This is a genomic window from Alitabrizicola rongguiensis (assembly GCF_021491355.1).
Lineage (GTDB): Bacteria > Pseudomonadota > Alphaproteobacteria > Rhodobacterales > Rhodobacteraceae > Aliitabrizicola > Aliitabrizicola rongguiensis.
In genome coordinates, this window is record NZ_JAKENF010000004.1 from 20,308 (window position 1) to 46,911 (window position 26,604).

Annotated in this window: 21 protein-coding genes and 1 pseudogene; 17 read left to right on the forward strand and 5 right to left on the reverse strand. The window is 63.3% G+C overall.

The window, feature by feature from the left end; all coding sequences use genetic code 11:
* Positions 1-46: 46 nt before the first annotated feature.
* The 9 genes from glyA to L0V05_RS16185 all read left to right on the forward strand — a co-directional run bounded on the left by glyA (position 47) and on the right by L0V05_RS16185 (position 12,370).
* Positions 47-1,321 carry a serine hydroxymethyltransferase gene (gene glyA / locus L0V05_RS16145; protein WP_234872286.1) on the forward strand — a complete coding sequence of 425 codons (1,275 nt, stop codon included), beginning with the start codon at positions 47-49 and terminating at the stop codon, positions 1,319-1,321.
* Complete coding sequence (lpdA, locus tag L0V05_RS16150) at positions 1,314-2,702, forward strand: dihydrolipoyl dehydrogenase (protein ID WP_234872288.1); 1,389 nt, start codon at positions 1,314-1,316, stop codon at positions 2,700-2,702. Before glyA ends, lpdA begins: the two co-directional genes overlap by 8 nt.
* Positions 2,703-2,713: 11 nt before the next feature.
* On the forward strand, positions 2,714-3,673 hold the full coding sequence (lipA, locus tag L0V05_RS16155; protein ID WP_234872290.1) for a lipoyl synthase: 960 nt from the start codon (positions 2,714-2,716) through the stop codon (positions 3,671-3,673).
* Positions 3,666-4,802, forward strand: coding sequence for a glycine cleavage system aminomethyltransferase GcvT (gcvT, locus tag L0V05_RS16160; RefSeq protein WP_234872292.1), 1,137 nt, complete (start codon positions 3,666-3,668; stop codon positions 4,800-4,802). Before lipA ends, gcvT begins: the two co-directional genes overlap by 8 nt.
* Before the next feature lie 11 nt (positions 4,803-4,813).
* Positions 4,814-5,176 (forward strand): glycine cleavage system protein GcvH, encoded by a 363-nt coding sequence (gcvH, locus tag L0V05_RS16165; protein WP_234872294.1) that lies wholly within the window; start codon positions 4,814-4,816, stop codon positions 5,174-5,176.
* Positions 5,177-5,186: 10 nt separating this feature from the next.
* Positions 5,187-8,033, forward strand: a complete 2,847-nt coding sequence (gene gcvP, locus L0V05_RS16170; RefSeq protein ID WP_234872296.1) for an aminomethyl-transferring glycine dehydrogenase — start codon at positions 5,187-5,189, stop codon at positions 8,031-8,033.
* 66 nt (positions 8,034-8,099) lie between these two features.
* Positions 8,100-9,497 carry an L-serine ammonia-lyase gene (locus tag L0V05_RS16175; protein WP_234872298.1) on the forward strand — a complete coding sequence of 466 codons (1,398 nt, stop codon included), beginning with the start codon at positions 8,100-8,102 and terminating at the stop codon, positions 9,495-9,497.
* Positions 9,498-9,532: 35 nt separating this feature from the next.
* The gene (locus tag L0V05_RS16180; RefSeq protein ID WP_234872300.1) at positions 9,533-10,798 is read left to right on the forward strand and encodes a putative Na+/H+ antiporter; all 1,266 of its coding nucleotides are present in this window, start codon (positions 9,533-9,535) and stop codon (positions 10,796-10,798) included.
* Positions 10,799-11,155: 357 nt separating this feature from the next.
* The gene (locus L0V05_RS16185; protein WP_234872302.1) at positions 11,156-12,370 is read left to right on the forward strand and encodes a M24 family metallopeptidase; all 1,215 of its coding nucleotides are present in this window, start codon (positions 11,156-11,158) and stop codon (positions 12,368-12,370) included.
* Between the two features lie 123 nt (positions 12,371-12,493).
* Here L0V05_RS16185 and L0V05_RS16190 read toward each other — a convergent pair whose 3' ends face one another.
* The gene (locus tag L0V05_RS16190; RefSeq protein ID WP_234872304.1) at positions 12,494-13,270 is read right to left on the reverse strand and encodes a creatininase; all 777 of its coding nucleotides are present in this window, start codon (positions 13,268-13,270) and stop codon (positions 12,494-12,496) included.
* Between the two features lie 96 nt (positions 13,271-13,366).
* Between L0V05_RS16190 and L0V05_RS16195 the strand changes: the two genes are divergently transcribed.
* The 6 genes from L0V05_RS16195 (at position 13,367) to L0V05_RS16220 (ending at position 19,648) form a co-directional block, all read left to right on the forward strand.
* Positions 13,367-14,260: a LysR substrate-binding domain-containing protein gene (locus tag L0V05_RS16195; RefSeq protein WP_234872306.1), complete on the forward strand. Its 894-nt coding sequence runs from the start codon at positions 13,367-13,369 to the stop codon at positions 14,258-14,260.
* A gap of 127 nt (positions 14,261-14,387) precedes the next feature.
* Entirely contained in the window at positions 14,388-15,512 is a 1,125-nt protein-coding gene (locus L0V05_RS16200) for a polyamine ABC transporter substrate-binding protein (protein WP_234872308.1), read from the forward strand.
* 79 nt (positions 15,513-15,591) lie between these two features.
* Positions 15,592-16,437 carry an ABC transporter permease gene (locus L0V05_RS16205; protein ID WP_234872310.1) on the forward strand — a complete coding sequence of 282 codons (846 nt, stop codon included), beginning with the start codon at positions 15,592-15,594 and terminating at the stop codon, positions 16,435-16,437.
* A 14-nt stretch (positions 16,438-16,451) separates the two neighbouring features.
* On the forward strand, positions 16,452-17,255 hold the full coding sequence (locus tag L0V05_RS16210) for an ABC transporter permease (protein ID WP_406565988.1): 804 nt from the start codon (positions 16,452-16,454) through the stop codon (positions 17,253-17,255).
* Positions 17,256-17,259: 4 nt separating this feature from the next.
* Complete coding sequence (locus L0V05_RS16215) at positions 17,260-18,351, forward strand: ABC transporter ATP-binding protein (protein WP_234872314.1); 1,092 nt, start codon at positions 17,260-17,262, stop codon at positions 18,349-18,351.
* Between the two features lie 274 nt (positions 18,352-18,625).
* Positions 18,626-19,648 carry a GlxA family transcriptional regulator gene (locus L0V05_RS16220; protein ID WP_234872316.1) on the forward strand — a complete coding sequence of 341 codons (1,023 nt, stop codon included), beginning with the start codon at positions 18,626-18,628 and terminating at the stop codon, positions 19,646-19,648.
* A gap of 183 nt (positions 19,649-19,831) precedes the next feature.
* On the opposite strand, the pseudogene L0V05_RS16225 reads toward L0V05_RS16220, so the two are convergent.
* The 3 genes and pseudogenes from L0V05_RS16225 to L0V05_RS20675 all read right to left on the reverse strand — a co-directional run.
* Positions 19,832-20,208, reverse strand: a pseudogene (locus L0V05_RS16225) (CoA-transferase); the annotation flags it as partial.
* Between the two features lie 187 nt (positions 20,209-20,395).
* A complete protein-coding gene (locus tag L0V05_RS16230; protein WP_234872318.1) occupies positions 20,396-21,163 on the reverse strand; it encodes a DUF5681 domain-containing protein in 768 nt (255 codons plus the stop codon).
* Positions 21,160-22,479: a site-specific DNA-methyltransferase gene (locus L0V05_RS20675; protein WP_234872319.1), complete on the reverse strand. Its 1,320-nt coding sequence runs from the start codon at positions 22,477-22,479 to the stop codon at positions 21,160-21,162. Before L0V05_RS20675 ends, L0V05_RS16230 begins: the two co-directional genes overlap by 4 nt.
* A gap of 259 nt (positions 22,480-22,738) precedes the next feature.
* On the opposite strand from L0V05_RS20675, the gene L0V05_RS16240 reads away from it, so the two are divergent.
* The gene (locus L0V05_RS16240; protein WP_234872320.1) at positions 22,739-23,374 is read left to right on the forward strand and encodes a DUF2924 domain-containing protein; all 636 of its coding nucleotides are present in this window, start codon (positions 22,739-22,741) and stop codon (positions 23,372-23,374) included.
* Positions 23,371-25,032 (forward strand): recombinase family protein, encoded by a 1,662-nt coding sequence (locus L0V05_RS16245; protein WP_234872321.1) that lies wholly within the window; start codon positions 23,371-23,373, stop codon positions 25,030-25,032. Before L0V05_RS16240 ends, L0V05_RS16245 begins: the two co-directional genes overlap by 4 nt.
* Before the next feature lie 626 nt (positions 25,033-25,658).
* Here the strand turns inward: L0V05_RS16245 and L0V05_RS16250 are convergent.
* Complete coding sequence (locus tag L0V05_RS16250) at positions 25,659-26,552, reverse strand: LysR substrate-binding domain-containing protein (protein WP_234872323.1); 894 nt, start codon at positions 26,550-26,552, stop codon at positions 25,659-25,661.
* Between the last annotated feature and the right edge of the window lie 52 nt (positions 26,553-26,604).

The following is a 26,604-nucleotide window of genomic DNA, read 5'->3' on the forward strand; positions in this document are numbered from 1 at the left end:
CGCGACCCACGTTTGATGCTGATTGCTTTTTGAACAGGACCCCCCCATGCGCGACGCACAAGACGATATTGCCACGTTCGACCCCACCCTCTGGGCTGCTCTTGAAGCCGAGCGGGCGCGGCAGGAAACCCAGATCGAGCTGATCGCCTCGGAAAACCACGCCAGCCTGCGCGTGATGCAGGCGCAGGGCTCTGTCCTGACCAACAAATATGCCGAAGGCTATCCCGGCAAACGCTATTACGGCGGCTGCGTGCATGTCGATGTGGTCGAACAACTGGCCATCGACCGGCTCAAGGCGCTGTTCGGCGCGGAATACGCCAACGTGCAGCCCCATTCCGGCGCACAAGCGAACGGCGCGGTCAAGCTGGCGCTTCTGAGCCCCGGTGACACCATTCTGGGCATGTCGCTGGACGCTGGCGGCCACCTGACCCATGGCGCCAAGCCTGCGATGTCGGGCAAGTGGTTCCGCGCGGTGGCCTACGGCCTCGGCGCCGACGGCAGGATCGACTATGACCGGGTCGAGGAACTTGCCCTGGCCGAGAAACCCAAGCTGATCATCGCCGGTGCGTCGGCCTATTCGCGGGTCATCGATTTTGCCCGCTTCCGCGCGATTGCGGACAAGGTGGGTGCCTGGCTTCTGGTGGACATGGCCCATATCGCCGGGCTGGTGGCAACCGGTCACCACCCCAGCCCGATGCCGCATGCACATATCGTCACCTCGACCACGCACAAGACGCTGCGCGGTCCACGAGGCGGCATCATCCTGACCAATGACGAAGCTTTGGCGAAGAAGATCAACTCGGCCGTCTTCCCCGGATTGCAGGGCGGTCCGCTGATGCATGTCATCGCGGCCAAGGCCGTTGCCTTCCAGGAAGCGTTGCAACCGTCGTTCAAGGACTACATCGGCAATGTCGTCGCATCTTCTGCGACGCTGGCCGAGGTGCTGGTCAAGCGCGGCGCGGCCATCGTCTCGGGCGGCACCGACAACCACCTGATGCTGGTCGACCTGCGCCCCTTGGGCGTGAAGGGCAATGCCGCTGCCGAAGCGCTGGAGCGGGCCAATATCACCTGCAACAAGAACGGTGTTCCAAACGATCCGGAAAAGCCGACCGTCACCTCCGGCATCCGGCTGGGAACGGCGGCGGGTTGCAGCCGGGGCTTCAGTGTGGCCGAGTTCCGCGAAATCGGCGGGCTGATCGGAGATGTGCTGGACGCGCTGCGCCACAACCCCGAGGGCGACGCGGCTGTCGAGGCCGCGGTCCGCGCCAAGGTGCAGGACCTGTGCCGTCGCTTCCCGATCTATGGGGCCGACCATGCGTGAGTTCGATCTTGTCGTGATCGGCGCGGGCCCCGGCGGCTATGTCGCCGCCATCCGCGCCGCACAACTGGGCCTGACGGTGGCCTGCGTCGAGGAACGTGACACGCTGGGCGGCACTTGCCTGAACGTCGGTTGCATCCCGTCGAAGGCGCTTCTGTCCTCCTCCGAACATTGGGCCGAGCTGAAGCACCTGTCGGCGCACGGGATCACGTCTGGGGAAGCCTCGTTTGACCTGTCAGCTATGATGGCGCGCAAGGACAAGGTGGTGGGCGACCTGACCAAGGGCATCGCGCATCTGTTCAAAAAGAACGACGTTGAATGGCTGAACGGGCGCGGCAGCATTCCGGCCCTGGGCCGGGTGCTGGTAGGCGAGGAAACCGTCGCCGCCAAGGCCATCCTGATCGCCACCGGGTCGGACCCGGCCGGGTTGCCGAGGGTGACGGTGGATGAAAGCGTGGTGCTGTCCTCGACCGGCGCGCTGGCGCTGCCGAAGGTGCCCGAGCATCTGGTGGTGATCGGCGCCGGCGTGATCGGGCTGGAGCTGGGCCAGGTCTGGGCGCGGCTGGGGGCCAAGGTGACGGTGGTGGAATACCTTGACCGCATCCTGCCCGGGGCGGACGGCGAGATTGCCAAGACCGCACAACGCCTGCTGCAGCGTCAGGGGCTGGCGTTCCAGCTGGGCCGCAAGGTGATGTCTGTCACCCAAGCCAATGGCAAGGCCAGCATCACGCTGGAACGCCGCGACAAGGGCACTGAAGAAACGCTCGAGGCAGATGCCGTACTGGTCGCCATCGGCCGCCGCCCGCGCACTGCCGGGCTTGGGCTTGAGGCGTTGGGTATCACGCTGGATGCGCGCGGCTTCATCCCGGTGGACGGGCAGTTCCGCACCGCCGTGCCGGGCATTCTGGCCATCGGCGATGTGGTTCCTGGCCCGATGCTGGCCCACAAGGCTGAGGAAGACGGCATTGCGGCGGTCGAGGCGCTGGCAGGGCACGCGCATGGCGCCGCGGACTATTCCCTGGTCCCCGGCGTTGTCTACACTGCGCCCGAGATCGCCAGCCTTGGCGCCACCGAAGAAGCGCTGCAGCAGGCCGGTCGCGCCCATGTTGTCGGCAAGTTCCAGTTCATCGCCAACGGCCGAGCCCGCGCGATGGGGGCGACCGATGGCCTCGTCAAGGTGCTGGGCTGTGCAGACACGGGTCGCATCCTTGGCGCGCATATCCTGGGCCGCAACGCGGGCGAACTGATCCAGGAACTGGTGCTGGCCATGTCCACCGGGGCCACACTGGCGCAGATCGCCGCCACGTCGCACGCCCATCCGGGTATGGGTGAGGCGGTCAAGGAAGCCTGTCTTGCCGCGCTTGGCAAACCGCTGCACGCCTGAGGGGGGATGCGATGAAGGACTTTGTCGAAAAGCCGCGCCACCCGGAAAAGACCCGCCGTGCGGTGTCCGAAACCCCGCGTAAGCCCGACTGGATCCGGGTGTCGCGGGCGGAAAGCCCGGAATACGGCCAGACTCGTCGCATCCTGAAGGATAACGCGCTGTCCACCGTCTGCGAGGAAGCCGCCTGCCCGAACCGCGGCGAATGCTGGTCGCAGCGCCATGCCACAATGATGATCATGGGCGAAACCTGCACGCGCGGCTGTTCGTTCTGCAACGTTGCCACCGGCCGCCCCGATGCACTGGACGCCTTCGAGCCGGGCCGGGTGGCTCAGGCCGTCGCCAAGCTGGGCCTGCGCCATGTAGTCATCACCAGCGTGGACCGCGATGATCTGGAGGATGGTGGTGCCGCACATTTCGCCCAGACCATCCGCGCCGTTCGCCATCAGAACCCCGACACCACCATCGAAGTGCTGGTGCCCGATTTCCTGCACAAGGGCCCGGCTTGGAAGATCGTGGTCGATGCGGCACCCGACGTGTTCAACCACAATCTGGAATGCGTGCCGCGGCTTTACCCCTCGGTCCGGCCCGGCGCGCGCTATTACCAGTCGCTGCGGCTTCTGGACGACGCCAAGCGCAGCAACCCCGCGATCTTCACCAAATCCGGCCTGATGGTCGGGCTTGGCGAAACCTTCGAGGAACTGCGCCAGGTGATGGACGACATGCGCGCTGCGGGTGTCGATTTCATCACCGTGGGCCAGTACCTGCAGCCCACCGCACGGCACCACAAACTGGATCGCTTCGTGCCCCCGGACGAGTTTCGCCGGATCGAGAACATGGCCCGGTCCAAGGGCTTCCTTGCCGTCTCTGCCACTCCGATGACCCGGTCGTCTTTCCATGCCGGGGATGACTTCGCGCTCCTGAAAGCCGCCCGCAACGCCATGACCTCCGCCAAGGAAACACAGAATGGATGATACCCTGACCTTGAAGAAAACCCCGCTGACGGCCCTGAACATCGAACTCGGCGGCAAGATGGTGGGCTTTGCCGGCTATGAGATGCCGGTGCAATTCCCCGAAGGCGTGATGAAGGAACACCTGCATACCCGCGCCAAGGCCGGGCTGTTCGATGTGTCCCACATGGGGCAGGTGATCCTGCGCCCGAAGTCCGGCAAGGTTGAAGAAGCAGCACTGGCGCTGGAGCGGCTGGTGCCGGTGGATATTCTGGGCCTGAAGCCCGGCCGCCAGCGCTATGCGCTATTCACCGACGCGCAGGGCGGCATCCTGGATGACCTGATGGTGGCCAATCGCGGCGATCATCTGTTCGTGGTGGTCAACGCCGCCTGCAAGGAACAGGACGTGGCCCATATGCGCGCCAACCTGTCCGACCTCTGTGACGTGATTGAACTGACCGACCGCGCGCTGGTCGCGCTGCAAGGTCCGGCGGCGGAAAGCGCGTTGGTGGCGCTGGCCCCCGAAGTGGCGGCGATGGCCTTCATGGATGTGCGCAGCGTCTCAATCTTGGGCGTGGACTGCATCGTCTCGCGCTCGGGCTATTCGGGCGAGGATGGCTATGAGGTCTCGGTCCCCGAGGCCGAGGCGGTGGAGTTTGTCCGTAGCCTTCTGGCCAACCCCGATGTGCACCCGATCGGCTTGGGCGCGCGCGACAGCCTGCGGCTGGAAGCGGGCCTCTGCCTTTACGGCAATGACATCGACACCGGCACCACTCCGGTTGCCGCTGCGCTGGAATGGGCGGTGCAGAAGGTTCGCCGCACTGGCGGCGCCCGTGCCGGCGGCTTCCCCGGGGCAGAGGTGATCCTGCACGAATTCGAAAAGGGCGCCTCGCGGCGCCGCGTCGGCATCGCGCCGCAAGGCCGCGCCCCGATCCGTGGCGGCGATCTCTATCTGGATCAGACCTCCACGGCACCTGTGGGCCGTATCACCTCGGGCGGCTTCGGCCCAACGGTGAACGCCCCCGTTGCGATGGGCTATGTCGCCGCCAGCCTTTCTGAAACCGGTACGCGCCTGTTCGTCGACCTGCGCGGCAAACGTGTGCCCGTCACCGTCTCTACCCTTCCCTTCATCACCCCAGGTTACAAGCGCTGAGGAGCTGCATCATGTTGAAATTCACCGAAGATCACGAATGGCTGAACATCGCCGATGGCATCGCCACGGTCGGCATCACCAATCACGCCGTCGAACAGCTGGGCGACCTGGTGTTCGTCGACCTGCCCGAAACCGGGGCCACTTTAGCCAAGAACGATGCTGCGGCAACGGTCGAGTCGGTCAAGGCCGCATCGGACGTCTATTGCCCGTTGGATGGCGAGGTGGTCGAGGTCAACGAGGCGATCCGCAACGACCCGTCGATTGTGAATGCCGATCCGCAGGGCGCCGGCTGGTTCTTCAAACTGAAGCTGGCCCGTGTCGCCGATGCCGAAGGGCTGATGGACGAAGCGGCCTATCTGGCGCTTGTGGGCTAAGGGGGAAACCATGACCTACAAGGAATCCAACTACGCCCCATACGACTTTGCCAACCGGCGTCACATCGGGCCGTCTCCGGCCGAGATGGCAGAGATGCTGAAGGCCGTCGGCGCGCCCAGCCTTGACGCGCTGATTGATGAAATCGTCCCCGATGACATTCGCCTGAAAACCCCGCTGGCCTGGGGCAAGGCGCTGTCGGAACAGGCCGTTCTGGTCAAGCTGCGTAGCGTGGCCGACATGAACCGGGTGATGACCTCGTTCATCGGGCAGGGCTACCACGGCACGGTCACCCCGCCACCGATCCAGCGCAACATCTTTGAAAACCCGGCCTGGTATACCGCCTATACTCCCTACCAACCGGAAATCAGCCAGGGCCGCCTTGAGGCGCTCTTGAACTATCAGACCATGATCGCTGATCTGACCGCGCTCGACGTGGCCAACGCCTCGCTTCTGGACGAAGGCACCGCCGCCGCCGAGGCCGTGGCGCTGTGCCAGCGTTCGGCTAAGTCGAAGGCCACCGCCTTCTTCGTCGATCAGGATTGCCACCCCCAGACCATCGCCGTGGTGAAAACCCGGGCCGAGGCTTTGGGCTGGACGGTGATCGTCGGCAATCCTTTTGCCGATCTGGTCCCTACCAAGGTCTTCGGCGCGCTGTTCCAGTACCCCGGCACCTATGGCCATGTGCATGACTTCACTTCCGTCATCGCATCGCTGCACGCCGCTGGCGCGCTGGCTTGCGTGGCCGCCGATCCGCTGGCGCTGACCGTTTTGAAGGCTCCGGGCGAAATGGGCGCCGATATCGCCATCGGCTCGACCCAGCGCTTTGGCGTACCGATGGGCTATGGTGGCCCGCACGCCGCCTATATGGCCGTCAAGGATGGGCTGAAGCGCAACATGCCGGGGCGCATTGTCGGCGTCTCGATCGACGCGCGCGGCAACCGCGCCTACCGGCTGTCGTTGCAGACCCGCGAACAGCACATCCGCCGAGAAAAGGCCACCTCGAACGTCTGTACGGCCCAGGCTTTGCTGGCGGTCATGGCGTCGATGTATGCCGTATTCCACGGCCCCGAAGGCCTGAAGGCCATCGCCGAACGCATCCACCGCAAGACGGTGCGTCTGGCCAAGGGGCTTGAGGCGGCAGGGTTCACCGTGGAACCGGCGGCTTTCTTCGACACCATCACGGTCGAGGTCGGCGCTGTGCAGGGCGCGATCCTGAAATCGGCCGAAGCGGCGGGCATCAACCTGCGCCGTGTCGGCACGACCAAGATCGGCATCTCGTTCGACGAACGCGCCACCCGCGCCCATACCGAAGCGATCTGGTCCGCGTTTGGCATCGAGCGTCGCGACGACGACCTGACGCATGAGTATCGGCTGCCGTCGGCACTGGTGCGGACCTCGGACTACCTGACCCATCCGGTCTTCCACATGAACCGCGCCGAAGCCGAGATGACCCGCTACATGCGGCGTCTGGCCGACCGCGATCTGGCGCTGGACCGGGCGATGATCCCGCTGGGCTCTTGCACCATGAAGCTGAACGCCACCGCCGAGATGATGGCGCTCAGCTGGCCAGAGTTTGCCGATGTTCACCCGTTCGCGCCGAACAACCAGACCGCGGGCTATGCCGAAATGCTGCGCGATCTGGATGCCAAGCTGTGCCAGGTGACGGGTTATGACGCCTTCTCCATGCAGCCCAACTCGGGCGCGCAGGGGGAATATGCGGGTCTTCTGACCATTCAGGCCTATCACCGGACCAATGGTCAGGGCCATCGCGACATCTGCCTGATCCCGACCTCGGCGCACGGCACCAACCCGGCTTCGGCGCAGATGGTGGGGATGAAGGTGGTGGTCGTGGGTGTGGCCCCGAACGGCGACATTGACATGGACGACTTCCGCGCCAAGGCAGAACAGCACTCGGCCAACCTTGCCGCTTGCATGATCACCTATCCCTCGACCCACGGCGTCTTCGAGACGACCGCGCGCGAGATCTGCGAGATCACGCATAAGCACGGCGGGCAGGTCTATCTGGACGGCGCCAACATGAACGCGATGGTAGGGCTGTCACGGCCCGGCGACATCGGGTCGGACGTCAGCCACTTGAACCTGCACAAGACCTTCGCCATCCCGCATGGCGGCGGCGGCCCGGGCATGGGGCCGATTGGCGTCAAGGCGCATCTTGCGCCCCACCTGCCGGGCAATCCCTTGCTGGCCGACGGTGGCGCGGTTTCCTCGGCCCCCTACGGCTCCGCCTCGGTTCTGCTGATCAGCTGGGCCTATTGCCTGCTGATGGGCGGCGAAGGGCTGACCCAGGCGACCAAGGTGGCGATCCTGAATGCCAACTACATCGCCAACCGGCTGAAGTCGGCCTACCCGATCCTCTATTCGGCGGGCGGACGTGTGGCGCACGAATGTATCCTCGATACCCGGGTGATGAAAGAGCGCGCCGGAGTGACGGTGGATGACGTGGCCAAACGTCTGGTCGACTGCGGCTTTCACGCGCCCACCATGAGCTGGCCCGTGGCGGGCACGCTGATGGTGGAGCCGACCGAAAGCGAGCCGAAGGCCGAGCTTGACCGTTTCATCACCGCCATGCTGGGCATTGCGGCCGAGGCCGAAGCGATCGTCGAAGGTAAGCTTGACGCCGAAGACAACCCGCTGAAGCACGCGCCGCACACGGTCGAGGATCTGGTGGGTGAGTGGAACCGGTCCTACAGCCGCGAATCCGCCTGCTTCCCGCCCGGGGCCTTCCGCGTGGACAAGTACTGGTCGCCGGTCAACCGCGTCGACAACGTCTATGGCGACCGGCACCTGATCTGCTCGTGCCCGCCCCTGGAAAGCTACATGGACGCGGCCGAGTGATCCTCAGCTTAAGACAAGACGGGGCGGCGCTTCGGTGCCGCCCCATTGCAGACAGGAAAGCGCAGGATGTTCCTTTCAACCTTCGATATCTTCAAGATCGGCATTGGCCCGTCCTCTTCGCACACGATGGGACCGATGGTGGCCGCCGCGCGGTTTCTGGACGAGCTTCGCAGCGCCGCTCCGCCGGAAGGCACCCGGCTGCGCGCTAGCCTGCATGGCAGCCTCGCCTTCACCGGCAAGGGCCATGCCACCGACAGGGCGGTCATCCTGGGCCTGCTGGGTTTTCTGCCCGACACTATCGATCCCGACCGCGCCGAGGCACAGGAGGCCGCACTGCGCGCCGCCGGTACCATCGCGCTGCCCGGCCTGCCAGTGCTCGCGTTCCGCCCCGACGATGATCTGATCTTCGACTACGGTCCGCCCCTGCCGGGCCATGCCAACGGGCTGGTTCTGACCGCCCTGCGACCGGACGGCGAACCGCTGCTGTCGCGTACCTATTATTCCATCGGCGGCGGCTTTGTCCGCACCGCCGAAGAGCTTGCCGCCGACCGGGCGCAAGACGGCACGGCACTGGCGGCGGGTCCGGCGACACCGGGCTATCCCTTCCCCTTCACATCGGCGGCCGAGATGCTGGCGATGGGCGCCGCCTCGGGCGAAAGCATCGCCGCGATGAAGCGGGCGAATGAAACCGTGGCGCATGGCGCAAGCCTCGATGACCGGCTGGATGCCGTCTGGGCCGCGATGGACGGCTGCGTCGAACGCGGCTTGCGGCAGGAAGGCATCCTGCCCGGCGGCCTGTCAGTGCGCCGCCGCGCCCGCGAGATTCATCGCCAGCTTCTGTCTGAAACCGGCGCGAACCGCAGCCAGCCGCATGTCGTGAACGACTGGATCGCCACGTATGCGATGGCCGTGAACGAAGAAAACGCAGCCGGTGGTCGGGTGGTGACATCGCCCACCAACGGGGCCGCCGGTGTTGTGCCTGCCGTGGTCCGCTACTACCGCGATCACTGCCACGGCGCGACGCATGAGGGGATCCGCGACTTCCTGCTGGTTGCCGCTGCCATCGGCGGGTTGATCAAGCACAACGCCTCAATCTCGGGGGCCGAAGTGGGGTGCCAGGGCGAGGTCGGATCGGCGTCGGCCATGGCGGCGGCGGGGCTTTGCGCAGCACTTGGTGGCACCAACGACCAGATCGAGAACGCAGCCGAAATCGCCCTGGAGCACCATCTTGGCATGACCTGCGACCCGGCCAAGGGGCTGGTTCAGGTGCCCTGCATCGAACGTAACGGCCTGGGCGCAATCAAGGCGGTGTCGGCGGCCAGCCTTGCGCTGCGCGGCGACGGCCAGCATTTCATGCCGCTCGACAACTGCATCGAGACGATGCGGCAGACCGGCATCGACATGAACCTGAAGTACAAGGAAACCTCCACCGGCGGTTTGGCCGTCAACCTTCCAGAATGCTGAGCATGCCACGTTCCGCCGCTCATCGGGCTTGACACATGCCAGAGCCGCTTGCCCACACTGTGGAAATCTTCGCCGCCTGCGTCTTCGCCATCGCGATCCTGCACACCTTCTCGGCGAAGTTCTTCGAACACCTTGCCCATACCCGCCCGAACCATGCGGGGGTCTTCCATCTTCTGGGAGAGGTCGAAGTCGTTTTCGGCTTCTGGGCCATGGTGCTGATCGTGGAGATCGTGGCCCTGAGTGGAGAGCACACGGCCATCGCCTATATCGAGTCGCGCAACTTTACCGAACCGATGTTCGTGTTCGCGATCATGGTCGTCGCCGGGTCGCAGCCGATCTTGCGGTTTGCCGAACTTCTGGTGCGGGCGGCGACCCGGCTTCTGCCAGTGCGCCGGGGCATGGGCATGTATTTCCTGACCCTCAGCGCTGTGCCGCTGCTGGGGTCGCTGATCACCGAACCAGGCGCGATGACCCTTGCAGCCCTGATGCTGCGCGACGGCGTCTTTTCGCAGGAGGTGCCCCGGACCCTGAAATACGGCACGCTGGGGGTGCTGTTCGTCAATATCTCGATCGGAGGGGTGCTGACCCCCTTTGCCGCGCCACCGGTGTTGATGGTGGTCGGAACCTGGGGTTGGGATTTATCGTTCATGCTGACCACCTTCGGCTGGCGGGCGGCAATTGCCGTGCTCGTCAACGCTGCGGCAATCACCTACCTGTTCCGCGCGCAACTGGAACGGGTTCCCACAGTCGCCGGCGGCACCGGCCCCGCGATGCCGGCAGCGGTGACAATCGTGCACCTGCTGTTTCTGGCCGGGATCGTGCTGATGGCGCACCGTCCCGTCGTGTTCATTGGCATGCTTTTGTTCTTTCTTGGCTTCGCCACCGCCTATGAGAAATACCAAAGCCGGCTGATCCTGCGCGAGGCCCTCTTGGTAGCGTTCTTTCTCGCCGGGCTTGTCGTCTTGGGGGGGCCGCAGCATTGGTGGCTGGAACCCCTCCTGATGCGGCTGGACGAGAATCAGGTCTATTTCGGTGCAACCGCCCTGACCGCAATCACCGACAACGCGGCGCTGACCTATCTTGGCTCGCTTGCCCAGGGGCTGACTCCGGATTTCAAGACAGCGCTTGTGGCGGGGGCAGTGACTGGCGGCGGGCTGACGATCATCGCGAACGCCCCCAACCCGGCCGGTGCGGCTATTCTGCGCGACAAGTTCTCTGACGGCGCCATCAGCCCGCTAGGATTGCTGATTGCCGCTGCCTTGCCAACCTTGACTGCGGTCTGCGCGTTCCGGATCATCTGAGAGATTGACTTGAGCCTGTCCGATCGAAGCGGGCTTCCGTTCTGTCGAAAGACTGGTGACCATTGTCATGGGGCGGGCCGTGGGGCAGCCTTGTTTTGGGCGGCGCCTATTCTGCGATAAACCGTTCCAACTAAGGGCAGGCCACTATGCCTGCTCCTGCAGGTCGATTTCGATAGAATCGAAGTGTATGACGGCCGCCGATTGTGCTTGAGAGAGCCTCCTGATGGCGCGGGAGGCGTTTCGACGGACACCTCCCTCGTGTCACAAATCCAGAGATAATCAGAACAAATTTCTATGGGCCATTGACGGGCGGTAGGCTGTCGATCGGATCGCGGCACTACTGAAAGGACTTAGAAAATGACCGACGACATGCTGCACGTCATGGAATGGCACAACGGGGACAAGGACTATTCCCCCTTCTCGGACGCCGAGATGAAGCGCCGCCAAGACGACGTGCGCCGCTGGATGGCCGACAACAACGTCGATGCGGCGCTGTTCACCAGCTACCATTGCATCAACTACTATTCCGGCTGGCTTTACTGCTACTTCGGCCGCAAGTACGGCATGGTCATCACCCAAGAAGCTTCCACCACGATCTCGGCCGGGATCGACGGCGGCCAGCCTTGGCGGCGCAGCTTTGGCGGCAACATTACCTACACCGACTGGCGGCGGGACAACTTCTACCGTGCGGTGCGCCAGCTGACCCCGGGCGTCAAGCGGCTGGGGATCGAGTTCGACCACGTGAACCTTGACTATCGCAAGGCGCTGGAAGCGGCCCTGCCGGGTGTGGAATTCGTCGATATCGCCCAGCCCTCAATGTGGATGCGGTCGATCAAGTCGGCGGAAGAGCATGCCTTGATCCGCACCGGCGCGCGCATTTGCGACGTAGGGGGCTGGGCCGTGGCGGGTGCCATCAAGGCAGGCGTGCCCGAGCATGAGGTCGCCATCGCCGGTACCAACGCCATGATCCGCGAGATCGCGAACTCCTTCCCCTTCGTTGAACTCATGGACACCTGGACATGGTTCCAGTCAGGCATAAACACCGACGGAGCGCACAACCCGGTGACGAACAAGAAGGTTCAGTCGGGCGAGATCCTGTCGTTGAACACCTTCCCGATGATCTTCGGCTATTACACCGCGCTCGAACGGACGCTGTTCTGCGACCATGTCGATGATGCGAGCCTCGACATCTGGGAAAAGAACGTCGCTGTCCATCGTCGCGGGCTGGAACTGATCAAGCCTGGTGCGAAATGCAACGAGATCGCGCTGGAATTGAACGGCATGTACCGCCAGTGGGACCTGCTAAAATACCGGTCCTTCGGCTATGGGCACTCCTTTGGCGTGCTGTCGCACTACTACGGCCGCGAGGCGGGCGTCGAACTGCGCGAAGACATCGAGACGGAACTGAAGCCGGGCATGGTCGTGTCGATGGAGCCGATGGTCATGTTGCCCGAAGGTGCCCCAGGTGCAGGCGGCTATCGTGAGCATGACATCCTGATCGTGACCGAGACGGGCGCCGAGAATATTACCGGCTTCCCCTTTGGACCGGAGCACAACATAATCAGGAACTGATCCAGACAAGATCAGGGCAAAAGGGGCCGGATCGATCCGGCCCCTTTCCTTTTTGAAGGCCCGCAGTTCGCGACAACGAAAAGGGGGCCGAAGCCCCCCTAGTTGCACCGGGAAGAAGACCCTTCAGTCGAACTCGGACCGCAGGGCCCCCACGATACCGGCAGTGCAGACCTCCAGCAGGATTTGCCCCTTCTCGACAGATGCCTCTTTTGGCGAGGACAATGTGCCCGAGGGTGGCGTCCATTCCGGTTTGACCGGGTAGACGTCGTAGGGCGGGAAGGTGGCGGGCGCATGGTCCACGGCGCGGTCGAGGTGGACGTGTTCAGGGTGCAGCGCCAGCATCAGCGAGGTTTCCAGGACCCCGCCATGTTCCACGTCCCAGCCGGGAAAGCCGCCGGGGTAAAGCCGTGCGATGGCCTCCTTGTGGACGAAATCCCAATAGGACAGCACGACAACCTTCAGATCGGTGATCCCGTCCCAGCGCAGTTCTCGCAACGCCAGATCGATGCCTTCGACGATGAACCACGAGTTTTCAAAATGTCCGTTCACAAGGCAGATCTTGCGCACGCCGTGACGAGCGAATTCCTTGACGACGTCCTTAAGCGCCGACACCAGAGTGGCGCCGTCCAGGCTGGTCGTGCCCGGCAGATGGTTCCCGCCGCCCGACTTCTGGTGGGACTTGTAACCATAGGTGAAGGGCGGAGCTACCAGAGCGCCAATCTCCAGCGCTACACGGCGGGCGAATTCGGTGGGCAAAAGGACATCGACATGCAGCGGCATGTGGTGGCCGTGCTGCTCCATCGAGCCAATGGGGATCAGGATTGGTGTCTGCCCACCGCTCACAGCAGCAGCGTAGTCGGGCCAAGTGAGTTCCGAGGCGAAGGCGGTGGTGTGTTTCATGAGGCCAACCCTGCAAGAGTGATGGCGAAAACTACGTTGCAGGGGGTGCATAAGGAAAATAGATTGTCCCAATCCTTCCATTGACAGAGCAAATCCATGGCGCTGCTCACTAACCTGCCAACCGATCTGTTGCGCACGTTCATCGCGGTGGTGGAACTGGGCGGTCATTCCAAGGCCGGCGCGGTTCTCGGCCGCAGCCAACCCGCGATTTCCCTGCAGATCCGACGCCTTGAGGAACTTGTCCGTGCGCCCTTGTTGTCACAGGAGGGCCGCGCGATCCTCCCCACCCCGGCGGGCGAGGCGCTGCTGTCCTACGCGCGCGAGATGGTACGGATCAATGATGAGGCGGTGCGCTACTTCCACCGCTCGGACATGACGGGAGTCCTGCGCATCGGCCTGCCGACCGATTACGCCGTCGCCTTCTTGCAGAACACGCTGACCTCTTTTCTGCACCTCCATCCAGACGTGGATCTCGAAATCCATTGCGACCTTAGCCGCGAACTGCACCATTTTCTGCGCTCGGACGACCTCGACATCATTGTCGCAACGATGCCCACAGCGCGCATGCCATATCTCTCGCGCGCATGGATCGAACAGCCGATCTGGGCGGCAGCCGAGAACCTGCGCCTGCTCGAGGGCCGCCCGGTGCCGCTTGGAGCGCATCTTGAAGGCTGTGACTACCGCGCCCGAATGATCGACGCGCTCGACGGTGCGGGCCGCCGGTGGCGGATCGTGTATTCCGGTCCCGGAATCTCGGGCTTGCAGAACGCTGTCGTGAACGGGCTGTGCGTCACTGCCCTGACCCAGGCCACGATGTTGCCGGGCATGCGCGAACTGACTGAGACCGACGGATTCCCAAAGCTGGAACCCTTGCGGATCGGTCTGTTCTACAAGCACCCCCGACTGTCGGTGGCGGGATTGCAGCTGGTCAGTGACCTTGTCGCCAGCCTAGAAAGCGTGGGCTCAGGCGTGAACACGTTGCCGAACTGATGAAGTGGCAAGCAGGATAACGGCTGCTTATCAGTGGATTTCAAGAACCGATTTTGTACGGTCACCCTGATCTCTTAACGTGACGGTCAAGAGAACGCCCTTGCGGCCGAATACGGGGAGAAACGAAATGACCAACACAAACGGGACCGCAAGCGGCCTGACGCGCCGATCGCTGCTTGCATCTGGGGCGGCCATGCTGGCCACGCCGATGCTGTCGCGGCGCGCCTTCGCACAGGCGACGGAACTGACGATGCTCGCCTGGTACGGCCATGCAGAGCCGGATATCGTTGCAGAGTTCGAGGCCGAGAACAACGTCAAGTTCGTTCCGAAATACTATACCGGCGGCGACAACATGCTGGGCCTGATCTCGCAGTCGCCCCCCGGCACTTTTGACGTGATCCTGTCGGATGCCGAATATGTAACGGCGCTGAATGAGGCCGGCTATGTTGAAGAGCTGGACCCGAACGACTACGCCATCGCGGACTATTTCCCGGAGTTTCAGAACTTCCCAGGCAACTGGAAGGACGGAAAACTGTTTTCCCTTATCACCCGTTTCGGTTTCCTTGGTGTCGCCTACAACACCGATGCGCTGACCGAAGCCCAGGCATCCAGCTATAACGTCTTCTGGGATCCGAAGCTGACCGGCAAGGTTGGCCATTTCGACTGGCACCTGCCGAACCTTGGCCAGATCAGTCTGCTGAACGGCAACGCCACCCCTTACGACATTGACGAGGCTGCCTGGCAGGCCGTAAAGGAAAAGACCATGTCGCTGCGTCCGCAGGTGGGCGGCTTCTTCGACTACGGCGGGACGTTCTCGTCGCTGAACGACGGGCAGATGCTGGCCTTCTGTGGCATCGGCGACTGGATCACCGGCGTTCTTCAGAAGAACGGTGCCAAGGTCAGCACCGCGATCCCCGAGGAGGGCGGGCTGCAATGGTCCGAGTGCTTCTCGATCGGCAAGGGCTCGGCCAAGGCAGACCTGGCGAAGAAATGGATCCAGTACATCACGTCAGCCAAAGGTCAGGCGAAATCGGCTCAAATGGCGGCCTATCCGGCGCTGATCCCGAACCAGAAGGGTTGGGAAGTCCTGAATGCCAGCAATCCGGATGAAGCCAAACGCCAGGGCATGCTGATTGGTGAGCCCAATGTGATGGACCTGATCCGGTCCGGCCGAATCCACTACCGCCAATGGCCGATCCAGCAGGATCTAGAGACCTGGAACGACTTCTGGTCGGAATACAAAGGCGCCTGACCGGGAAGGGCCCTGAAACATAGGGTCGGCAACTCCTTCAGTGCCGGCCCATGCCCCATCAGATGGAGTTCGCCCTCCGATGCGACGCCCGATTTCACTTTATGGTCTGACGTTCTCGCTGCCGCTTCTGATCTGGCAGGTTCTGTTCTTCGTCTTCCCGCTGGTCTTCCTGGTCGCGCTGTCCTTCTGGACGGTGAAGAACTTCGTCATGCGGCCCGACTTCGACACGGTGAACTGGACCACCATGTATGGACGGACGGTCTTCTGGCAGGCCTATGGCACAACGCTTGCACTCGCCGCCGCTGCTTCCGTCCTGACAAGCGTTCTGGCCTTTCCGGCGGCCTATGCCGTCGCCTTCAAGTTGAGCGACACTTCCCGACGCTGGGCGGTCTTCCTGATGGTGATCCCTTTCTTCACCAGCTACTTGGTGCGTGTCTATTCTTGGCAGACCTTCCTATCCGACAACGGCATCATCAACGTGATCCTGAGCTGGATCGGGCTTGGTCCTTTTGTCATGCTGAACACCGTCGGCGCTACGATGATCGGCTACCTGACGCTGAGCTTCCCGCTGGTCGTGCTGTTGCAGCTTTTCAGCCTCGTCTTTATCGACCGCACCCTGATCGAGGCCGCGCACAACATGCGCTGTGGGCGGCTGCGCACCGTGTTCGAGGTGGTCATTCCCTCGGCTCGCACCGGCCTCGTGATCGCCGCCCTTTTCTGCTTCATCTTGTCCTTCGGCGACTTTGTCAGCCCCGTCTATCTGGGCGGGGGAGAGCCTACGACGCTGTCGATCCTGATCACCGACACCACCAAGTCTGGCCAGCAGTGGCCCCGCGCCGCCGTGATCGCACTGACCATGATCGGCACGCTGATGGTCGTGGCCTTCGTGGCAGTGAAATTTGCCTACAAGGGGAAGTCGAAATGAGCGGCGCTGCCGACATGAACCGCAACCGGGCGCTGGACTGGGCTTTGGTGGCCTACATCGTGCTGGCCTACGCCTTTGTCTTCGCGCCTATCGCGGCCAGTTTCGTCTTTAGCTTCAACTCGGACCGCTTTCCTTCGATCCCGCTCGGTGAATTCTCGCTGGACTGGTACCGAGCGATCGCCACCGATCCGCTCGTCTGGGAGGGCGCGCGCAACACGCTGATGGTTGGTGTGATCGTCGGGGTCGTCTCAACCCTCTTGGGCTTTGGCGCTGCCTATACCGACTATCGCTACAAGTTCGCGGGCAAGCAGGTCTACCTTGCGCTGGCGCTCCTGCCACCCACAATTCCGGTAATCATCCTGGGCCTTGCCATGCTGGCCTACCTGTCGCGCGTCAACCTGTCGGGCAATGCGCTATCGGTCATCATCAGTCACGTCGTCGTCTGCGCGCCCTTTGCAATGGCGATTATCCGGTTGCGTCTGTCGCAGATGGATCCGGCGCTGGAACCTGCCGCCTGGAACCTTGGCGCTTCGGAATGGATGGCAATGCGGCATGTCATCGTGCCGTTCTGCGCCCCCGCGATCCTTGGCGCGCTCTTCATCACGATGGCTGTCTCCTTCGACGAATTCGCCGTGGCCTGGTTTGTCTCTGGCCTGAACGAGACGCTGCCCGTCAAGGTGCTAGGCTTCCTGCAGGGTCAGGTCAGCCCACGGATCAACGCCATCGGCACTTTCGTCTTCATCCTCTCCATGACGCTTGTGATCCTGGCGCAGCTGCTGCTGTCCGGCCGCGGCGCCAAGTCCGCCGAAAGGGAATAACACGATGAGCCGCGATACCCTGGTTTCCTTTGAAGGCGTGGTCAAAAGCTTTGGCAACTTCGTTGCCGTGCAGAGGTTGGACTTCGAGATAAAGAAGGGCGAGTTCCTGGCGATCATGGGATCGTCGGGGTGTGGCAAGACCACGACGCTGCGTATGCTGGCCGGGCTTGAGGCGCCGACCGAAGGCGTGATCAGGCTGTCGGGCAAGCCAATCAACGACCTGCCGACCTGGAGCCGGGACACGCCGATGGTGTGGCAAAGCCTGGCGCTCTTCCCGTTCCTGAACGTCCGCGAAAACGTCGAATTCGCGCTGAAGATGCGCGGCGTGGGCAAGGCCGAGCGTCGCCGCCGGGCTGAACAATGGCTGGATCGGATGCAGATCACCGAGTTCGCCGAACGCAACATCTCGCAGCTTTCCGGTGGACAGCGGCAGCGCGTGGCGCTGGCTCGGTCGCTTGTGGTGGAGCCTGAGATTCTGCTGCTCGACGAACCGCTGTCAGCGCTGGATGCCGCACTGAAGGTGCGGATGCAGTCAGTCCTGAAGAACCTCCAGCGCGAGACGGGCATTACCTTCGTGTATGTCACGCACAGCCAGTCCGAGGCCTTCTCGATGGCAGACCGGGTTGTAATCATGAGCCGAGGCAATATCGAACAGATAGGTACTCCGCAGGAAATCTATCGAACACCGAAGACAAGGTTCGTCGCTGATTTCCTCGGATCGTCGAATGTTTTCACCGGAACATTGCAGCGCGGGTCGGCGGGAAGCGGGATCGAGATTTCCACTAGCGTTGGACGTTTCGATCTTGATCTCCCGAACAACAGTAATCCGCTTGGACAATCTGCGACTTTGACAGTCTTGGATACGAAAACACAGCTCAGCCACACACGGCCTGCAGGTGCCAATGCAGTTCCCGTTCGTATGATCGGTGAGGAATTTGTCGGCGCAACAGCGACGATTTATCTTGAAACCTCAGACGGCCAGGAAATGAGGGTCCAGAAGGGCCATCAAGAGCTTGCCGAGTTGGACCTTGAAATAGGGCAGTCCCTTTTCGCTTGGTGGAGGAAAGAAGATGGTCACCTCATCGCGTCATCCTAATTCTTCGACCGGATCGGCATTGGTTGCAGGTCGTCTGACTCCTATGGCGATGGACAATGCGACAGATAAAATCGATAGCCTTGTGCTGTCTGTTGCGACAACGGGAATGAGTAAATCGCAGATTGCGGCAGTTTCATTCCCCACTGCCGACCTTATTCATCGGATAGCCAAGATACTGGGAAGAAACCCATTCAGGCGGCAGCGCGGCCAGTAGAACTGGTTGTCTCCTGAACCAAACAGATGGTTTCTCCAGATCTGAACAGGAGTCCCCAGCATGACGAGTCACATCTTCAGGACAGCTCTGGCAGAGGCTGCGCCGGTTATCGCAACTGGCGTCGCGCATTTGCGCTATTCCGGTGAAGTCCGAACTCGGGATTTTGCTTTCCTGACACTGCCAAATTTTACGCTGCTTGCCTTCAGCGCCCTGATTGATCCGTTGAGGATTGCAAATCAGTTGACGCAACAACCCCTCTATAGTTGGCGCGTGGTCAGCATCGACGGGAAGCCCGCCCAGAGTTCGGCCGGAGTTCGGATAGATGCCGATCAGGGGTTGGAGCGTCTGGGCCGGGAAACAACGGTAGTGGTCTGCGCTGGCACCGACTCTTCAGGTGCAGCTGATCGTAATGTGCTTCAATGGCTGCGGGAACATTCCAGACATGGAGGCAGGCTTGGGGCTGTGTGCACAGGAGCCTATACACTTGCGCGCGCTGGCCTGATAGGTGACGATTCCACCACCGTTCACTGGGAGAACTTGGCAGCATTTCGCGAGCTGTTCGGAATCGAACCTCTCGAACAGCTCTATGTGATCGGTCGCAGGCATTTCTCCAGCGCGGGAGGTGAGGCCGTGATCGACATGATGCTGGCCCTGATTGAACGCGATTACGGTCGTCATCTCGCTAAATCAGTGGCCGACATGTGCCTGCATTCCACGATCCGCAGCGCGACTGATCGGCAGACACAGCTTTTCCCTTCCGCGACCGAGCGCCGAAATCCGGATCTCCTTCGAGTTGTCAATGCGATGAAAATGAACATCGCGGTTCCGCTGGAGATCTGCGAACTTGCCGACATTTTTGGCACCAGCCAGCGCCAGCTCGAGCGGTCCTTCAAGAGATGCATGCGTGAGACGCCGAAGAGCTATTATCTTGGCCTTCGGCTTCAAGAGGCGCGCGACCTGCTCCGCAGCACCACCATGTCGGTGCTGGAGGTTGCGATCGAAACCGGATTCAGCAGCCGAGGTAGCTTTTCAAAGGCATTCAAACAGCGCTTCGGCTTTTCACCTTTGGAACATCGGGGATAGCAAGTCACGGACCTGCCTGCGCTTTTCAGACTGAGTACGAAGGTCAACTCCCGTAACCAGTGGGTCGCCAGTGCCCTGTGCGAACCTTCCGAGGACTGAGCTAATCCCCGATTGTTGGACAGATTTCGGGGTGATTTAAGCTACGGCCTGCACCTGCTGGTCGGTTTCGATGGTGTTGAAGTAGACCACGGCGGGCACACCGAGATTGGTGATGATGCGGTCGACCACGCTCTTGCCGGTCAGGGGCAGCGTGCACTGGTGCAGCACCTGCGCTCGCCGTGTTTCGAGGTGTGGTCCATCACGACCACGACACGCCCCACGCCCGCGACAAGGGCCATCGCCCCGCCCATACCCTTGAAGAGCTTGCCGGGGATCATCCAGTTCGCGAGGTCGCCATTCTCGGCCACTTCCATCGCGCCAAGGATCGCCATGACGATCTTGCCGCCACGGATCATGGCGAAGGAGGTCGCGCTGTCGAAGAACGCGGTCTGCGGCAGTTCGGTAATCGTCTGCTTGCTGGCATTGATGAGGTCGGGGTCTTCTTCGCCCTCATAGGGGAATGTGCACGGCAAATGGCCGCATTCCTCCCTAACCAGCCGCCAGACCAGAGCTCCGTATAAGGTGGATTGAGCGGGCCGTGCACGGCAAATGAAGCGCAAATCCTGCCCCCGCAACCAACACGCTCCTTCGCTCTCCCATTCCGATGACGGCCTTCGTTTTGACAGCACAGGGTACCTTGCCGTCCCACTACAATTCCCCTCTTTCGGCCTTGTTGAGGAAGTGGACGATCTTCTCGGTCTGGGCGAGGTCGGTTTTGAGGAAGTCGCGCATGCCCGGGTCGGTTTCGTCTTCGAGCAGGCGCTTGAGTTCGCGGATCTCCTCTTCGAACTCGGGTTTATGCTCCATCCAGTCGTCCCACTGGGCTTTCTCCTCCTTGGTGGAGGGACCGACAATCCGGATCGTCCCGGCGTTCGGATCGAGCTTGATATGGTCGGGATGGGGCAGGGGATCGGGGAGATGGGTGATACCGAGCGACCGACGTCGCGTCAACTCTCGCTCCCACTGGATCTTGTACTCCATCGCGGTGTCAAGCCATTTGTCATGGAGCGCCTTGTTGCTGGTCTCGACGGCAGCGAGAAGTTCGGCGAAGAGCCGCTGCGAGCGGTGCTGGCCCTTGACGGCATTGACGGCAAGTGACCGCAGGACGGCTTGGGCGATCGGCACGCTGACGCTGCGCTCACCATCGCGGACCTTTATGCTGCGATAGGCCTCCTCGAGGATGATGGTCTTCATCCGTTCCTCGTGCAGCGCCGGAAGCTTGTTCTTCGCGCCCTTTGGCCGGCCGCGGGGATTGCCAGACTGTCCCTTGCGGAACCGGGTGCTCTCGGGCGGCTTGGCATAGCCGACCTCATAGCCTGGTCGCACCGCCAGCGCGCCCGGCTTGCCGTCCGGGAAGCCGGGTGTTTCAAGGTCCGTTCCCGGCATTGACTTGTTCTTGCCCTTGCCCGCACTCATTCTGCGGCCTCCATTGGGGCAAGGACCGAAGCCGCGGCGACCCTGGGCCAGCCGCAGACAAGATGCTCAGCCACGTCGCCAGCGAAGGTCTCCCATCGGGCCAGGATGCGGTCGCAATAGATCGGATCGAGTTCGACGAGCCGCGCCCGCCGGCCGGTCTTTGCCGCCGCGATCAGGGTGGAGCCGGAGCCGCCGAAGGCATCGAGCACGATCTCGCCCCGCGCCGAGACATCGCGGATCGCGTCGGCAATCATCTGCACCGGCTTCACGGTCGGATGCAGCGCCAGTTCCTCCATTCGGCCCTTCCGCATGGTGTTCACGCCGCGGTAATTCCAGACATTGGTGCGGTAGCGGCCGTGCTGCCCGAGCTCGAAGCTGTTCACATGCGGGGCGGTGCCCTTCTTGAACACGAAGATGAGCTCGTGGCGCGAGCGGTAGAAGCTGCCCATGCCACCATTGTCCTTGGCCCAGACGATGAGGTTCTTTAGCTCGTCATAGACCGCATGGCCGGCCGCCAGCATCTCGCGCAGGTGGCGCCAGTCCATGCAGAGGAAGTGGATCGAGCCATCGCAGCTGTGGTCCGCCATGTTGCGGAACGCCCGGGTCAGGAAGGCGGTGAACTCCTCCGCGCACATCTCGCCCGAGGCCATGGCGAACTCGCGATGCCTCGTCTTGCCTGCACCGCCGACATGGCCGTCGATCTTCACGTTGTAGGGCGGATCGCTGAACACCATGCGGGCCACATCGCCCGCCATCAGCTGGTCCAGCACCCGGACATCGAGTGCATCGCCGCAGGCAAGCCGGTGGACGCCCAATTGCCAGATATCGCCCGGACAGACCCGGCGCGGCGCGATCTCGGGCAGGATGTCATCCGCGGGATTGCCCGGCTCTTCAGGCGCCAGCCCCTCGATCAGGCTGTCGATCTCGGCCACCTCGAAGCCGATCACACCGAGATCGAAGCCGAGCTCCTCGCTGGCCAGCAGGCCCTTCAGCTCCTCCGCCAGCACCTCCTCGTCCCAACCGGCGTTCAGCGCCAGCTTGTTGTCGGCGATGACATAGGCGCGCTTCTCCGCCGGCGTCATGTGCTCGATCCTGAGGCAGGGTACGGTTGCGAGCTCGAGCGCCTTGGCGGCCTCGACCCGACCGTGTCCGGCCAGGATCACGTTCGCCTGGTCGATGAGGATCGGATTGGTAAAGCCGAAGGTCTCGATCGAGCGCGCGATCTGCTTCAGCTGCCTGGCCGAATGGGTCCGGGCATTTCGCTCCCAGGGACGAAGGTTGCCCGGCGGGATCTGTTCGATATGGCTGCTCGTCACGTCTTCACCTCATGTCGTGTCTGCCTGACTGTTCTTGTTCGGCTTATCAGCCCGCTGGAAACGGGGGAGACTAAACCATGAACATTGTGGGACCCTCGGGCCATTTTGTAAAATGAAGGACCCGTCCGGATGACGATGATTTGAACTGGACTTCGCCTCGGCTTGGAGCGCTACTTTCCCCCGAGCCCGGCCGAGCCCCGGGCTTGTCCCGGTACGGACCGGCGCGACTGCGCGTCGGCCATGATCCGGGGAGAGACCAATGCCAGCAGCGATTGACAGGACCCGCGCGCCCAAAGGCCGGACGCCCGGCGATCCGTGTCCTGTCCCCGCCGCCGATCGCGGGCACTCCGCCGCGCCTGCCACGTCCGCGATCGACCCGGAGGGGCTTGCCGCTCTGGACCGTGCGGGGCTGGCCTGGCTTTGGTCGCACCTCATGGGCGGACCGGTTCCCCGCCATATGAGCCAGCCGATCCAGCGCCGATTCCTCGCCCATGCGCTGCAGGCGCGGGCCGCGGGCGACCTTGCCCCGGCGCTTGTCGCGCGTCTCGACCGGGTCGCCCGTGACGGAACAGCCGCGGCCCCGCCCGGTCTCAAGCCCGGTGCGCGCCTCCTGCGCCAGTGGAATGGCGTCACCCATGTGGTCGATGTCGAGCCGGAGGGCTTTCGCTGGAACGGCATCCGGCACCGCTCGCTCTCGGCCATCGCCCGGACCATTACCGGCGCCCGCTGGTCCGGCCCGCGGTTTTTCGGCCTGACGGAGAAGGGTGATGCCCCCGCGCGGTCCGGGACACGCTGCCGTCGCGCCCGCAGCACGGAATTGTCAAGTGACCCGAAGAGGGCCGAGGCGGCGACGCTGCCCGGTCTGGCGCCGACCTCGGCCCTGGGGGCCGCATGACCGCGCCCGCCAGGATCCGCTGCGCCATCTACACCCGCAAGTCGAGCGAGGAGGGGCTGGAGCAGGAGTTCAATTCCCTCGATGCGCAATACGAGGCCTGCAAGGCCTATGTTGCGAGCCAGCGACAGGAAGGCTGGAGCCTTGTCCCGGAGCGCTTCGATGATGGTGGCCTGTCGGGCGGCACGCTTGACCGTCCGGCGCTGCACCGGCTCCTGGCCGAGATCGAGGCCGGGCGGATCGGCATGGTGGTTGTCTACAAGATCGACCGGCTGACCCGCTCGCTCGCCGACTTCGTCCGCCTGGTGGAGCGGCTCCAGGCGAGGGCCTGCTCGTTCGTCTCCGTCACCCAGGCCTTCAATACTTCGAGCTCGATGGGACGACTGACGCTGAACGTGCTCCTGTCCTTCGCCCAGTTCGAGCGTGAAGTCACGGCCGAGCGCATCCGCGACAAGATCGCCGCCTCGAAGCAGAAGGGTCTCTGGATGGGCGGCCGTGTTCCGCTCGGTTATGCCCGCCATCCCGATCCGCAGCGCCGGGAACTCATGGTGGAGCCGGCCGAAGCCACGACCGTGCAGAAGCTCTTCGAGCTCTACGGCGCGCTTGGCAGCCTCTGCGACCTCGAGATCGAGGCGGCACGGCGCGGACTGCGACCACGGGCACCGGTCCATCCCGAGACCGGGACCTTCCGGCCCCGCCCGTTCAGCCGCGGCCAGCTGCATTACCTGCTGACCAACCCGGTCTATCTCGGTCGCATCCGCCACAAGGACCGGACCTATCCCGGTCAGCATCCGGCCTTGGTCCCGGAGGATCTCTGGCAGCGGGTGCAGGACCGGATGATGGCGGCCCGCGCCCGACCGCGTGGCCGGAGCCAGGCTGGCGCCGAGCCGCGTCTCCTTCTTGGCAAGATCCGGGACGAGACCGGCGATCTCCTGACCCCCACCCACACGCAGCGCCATGGGAGGCGCTTCTCTTATTACGTCTCCCGCCGGCTCGTTACCGGTGGCGCCGACCCGACCGGCTGGCGGATACCGGCCCGCGCCCTCGAGGCGGCTCTGGCCGGCATGGTCCTCGGCCATCTGCGCGAGATGGCGCAGTCGCACCGGCTCCTCGATGAACCGGACATCCTGGTCGCGGACCGGATGGTCGCCGAAGTCGCGACCCTCGCACAGGCTTGTGCCGCCGAACCGGCACGGCTCGGCCGTCTCGTCGCCCGCGTAACCCTTGGCCCCGGGTCGGTCCGGATTCGGCTTGAGGCGGCGGCCATCGGCGAAGCCTTTGGTCTTGCTCCCGAACGCATCGCCGCCCCTGTTCTCGACCTCGCTGGCCCGTTCCGGATCCGCCGGCGCGGCAACGAGGCGCGCATCGTCGCGGGCGAGCGGCTGCCGAGCCCGGATCCGGTCCTGCTCCGTATCCTTTCCGAGGCCCGCACCTGGGCCCGCGACCTCAGGGCCGGAATTCCACTGGCAACGATCGCCGCCCGCACCGGCCATTCGGAAGCCTATCTCCGCACCCGACTGCCAATCGCCTTTCTCTCGCCGCGCCTGCAGCAGGCAATCCTGGAAGGGCGCCAATCCCCCGACCTGACCGTCGCCCGCCTGGTGCGCGAGAGGATTCCGCTTGACTGGGCTGCCCAGGAGCGCCGGTTCGGCGCCGCTTGAGCCCCCTCATCTTCGGTACTCGCCGGAATCGGCACTTCCCTGTTCCGCGGATTTCCTTCCCTGATCGGTGGAGTTTATTCCCTGTTCGACCCGAATGAATTCCCTGTCGTTTGCGAGCAGGGAATTTGGCCGTAACCGACGGAAATCGCCGCAAAATCTTGGGGGTAATCACCCAAATCCTGCCGAAAAATCGCCGATACCCTGTTAATTCCCTGTTTCCATCGCGCGAGGGCAAACCGAACCACGTCCCGGGCCCCGCGGAGACGCAGCGCCGGAAAGCGTGGATGTCGCAGGTACAGGCCCCTCTCCGAGCGAAGCGCGACCCGCTAACCCGCGGAAACACGCAGGAAAATCGGGTGGAGACAGTTATGTAACGAAATCAAGCGGGTGGCTGGCGGAGGGAAAGGGACTGGGGTCGAACCTTCTCTGGCCTCGGCTGTGTGCCAAGATTCCGCCGTCGCCGGGTGTCAGGTGTATTCTCGCTCTCTCTCGCCCGTTAGGGCGTCGTTAAAGCCCCACTTCCGCGCAACGACGTTGTCAGGCGTCAAAGACCTGTATTGATCGGAACAAGCCGCGCACCGGCGCTGTCCGGTCGTGCCGGCATCGCTGGCGCCCGACACCGGGGGCTATCCCCGAAGGCGGGGTGCAGGGCTGCCCTTGCCCAGAAGAAAGCCCACCAATGCCTCCGCGGCACGGGTCGGACTGCGGTCACCCAGATGCAGGTCGTACACCCAGTTGGACGGTATGTCGCCGGGAAACGGGGCGACCAGAAGGCCGCGGCTCAGATGGACTTCAGCCAGAGATGCGACCGTGATCGCGCAGCCCAGACCGGCAACGGCCATCTCCAGCGCGACGTTGGAACTGTCAGTCTTCGGGCCGCGCTCAAGAGGCAGGTCGGTCAGCCCGTGATGGCAGGCGAAGGCTTCCCAATGGTCGGGGCGGCCGAGAACGTGGATCATTCCCTTGCGCGCCACGTCGGCGGGCGTGGTCAAAGCATCGGGGCCGGAGAGGAACTCGGACGCGCAGACCATGACCAGCCGCTCCTGCTGCAGGCTCGTCCCCAGAATCTGCTCTCCGCGTTGGCGCGGGGTGATGCGCAGGTCGGCGATCTGCTCGCCCGGTTCGGCCCAGATCGTGGCGTGAACAGTCACATCGACGCCCGGGTGCAGATCGCGGAAGGCGCGCAGGCGGGCAGGCAGCCAGTTGGTGGCAAGGCTGGCGGGGCATGAAATCGTCACCTCCTGCCGGTGCGACCGGTTGAGGATCTGGCCCGTCGCCGCCTCTATCTGCGCCAACGCCTGGCGCAGGCCGGGCAACCAAGCCGCTCCTATCTCGGTCAGCACGAGGTTGCGCGGAGAACGGTGAAAAAGGGGGCGTCCGATGAAATCTTCCAGCGCCCTGACATGACCAGATACTGCCGCCTGCGTCAGAGCCAGTTCGGCAGCGGCACGTGTAAAGCTCTGGTGCCGCGCCGCGGCCTCGAAAGACCGGATAAAGTTAAGGGGCGGAAGAGATGTCATTTCTGTTCTCCTGCATGGATATTAGCCGATGCAACTCCTTCGCGCCAATGCG

Excerpts from the sequence above, each read along its gene's own strand:
- glyA (WP_234872286.1), top strand. The coding sequence starts at position 47 with ATGCGCGACGCACAAGACGATATTGCCACGTTCGACCCCACCCTCTGG.
- lpdA (WP_234872288.1), top strand. The coding sequence starts at position 1,314 with ATGCGTGAGTTCGATCTTGTCGTGATCGGCGCGGGCCCCGGCGGCTAT.
- lipA (WP_234872290.1), top strand. The coding sequence starts at position 2,714 with ATGAAGGACTTTGTCGAAAAGCCGCGCCACCCGGAAAAGACCCGCCGT.
- gcvT (WP_234872292.1), top strand. The coding sequence starts at position 3,666 with ATGGATGATACCCTGACCTTGAAGAAAACCCCGCTGACGGCCCTGAAC.
- gcvH (WP_234872294.1), top strand. The coding sequence starts at position 4,814 with ATGTTGAAATTCACCGAAGATCACGAATGGCTGAACATCGCCGATGGC.
- gcvP (WP_234872296.1), top strand. The coding sequence starts at position 5,187 with ATGACCTACAAGGAATCCAACTACGCCCCATACGACTTTGCCAACCGG.
- L0V05_RS16175 (WP_234872298.1), top strand. The coding sequence starts at position 8,100 with ATGTTCCTTTCAACCTTCGATATCTTCAAGATCGGCATTGGCCCGTCC.
- L0V05_RS16180 (WP_234872300.1), top strand. The coding sequence starts at position 9,533 with ATGCCAGAGCCGCTTGCCCACACTGTGGAAATCTTCGCCGCCTGCGTC.
- L0V05_RS16185 (WP_234872302.1), top strand. The coding sequence starts at position 11,156 with ATGACCGACGACATGCTGCACGTCATGGAATGGCACAACGGGGACAAG.
- L0V05_RS16190 (WP_234872304.1), bottom strand. The coding sequence starts at position 13,270 with ATGAAACACACCACCGCCTTCGCCTCGGAACTCACTTGGCCCGACTAC.
- L0V05_RS16195 (WP_234872306.1), top strand. The coding sequence starts at position 13,367 with ATGGCGCTGCTCACTAACCTGCCAACCGATCTGTTGCGCACGTTCATC.
- L0V05_RS16200 (WP_234872308.1), top strand. The coding sequence starts at position 14,388 with ATGACCAACACAAACGGGACCGCAAGCGGCCTGACGCGCCGATCGCTG.
- L0V05_RS16205 (WP_234872310.1), top strand. The coding sequence starts at position 15,592 with ATGCGACGCCCGATTTCACTTTATGGTCTGACGTTCTCGCTGCCGCTT.
- L0V05_RS16210 (WP_406565988.1), top strand. The coding sequence starts at position 16,452 with ATGAACCGCAACCGGGCGCTGGACTGGGCTTTGGTGGCCTACATCGTG.
- L0V05_RS16215 (WP_234872314.1), top strand. The coding sequence starts at position 17,260 with ATGAGCCGCGATACCCTGGTTTCCTTTGAAGGCGTGGTCAAAAGCTTT.
- L0V05_RS16220 (WP_234872316.1), top strand. The coding sequence starts at position 18,626 with ATGACGAGTCACATCTTCAGGACAGCTCTGGCAGAGGCTGCGCCGGTT.
- L0V05_RS16230 (WP_234872318.1), bottom strand. The coding sequence starts at position 21,163 with ATGAGTGCGGGCAAGGGCAAGAACAAGTCAATGCCGGGAACGGACCTT.
- L0V05_RS16240 (WP_234872320.1), top strand. The coding sequence starts at position 22,739 with ATGCCAGCAGCGATTGACAGGACCCGCGCGCCCAAAGGCCGGACGCCC.
- L0V05_RS16245 (WP_234872321.1), top strand. The coding sequence starts at position 23,371 with ATGACCGCGCCCGCCAGGATCCGCTGCGCCATCTACACCCGCAAGTCG.
- L0V05_RS16250 (WP_234872323.1), bottom strand. The coding sequence starts at position 26,552 with ATGACATCTCTTCCGCCCCTTAACTTTATCCGGTCTTTCGAGGCCGCG.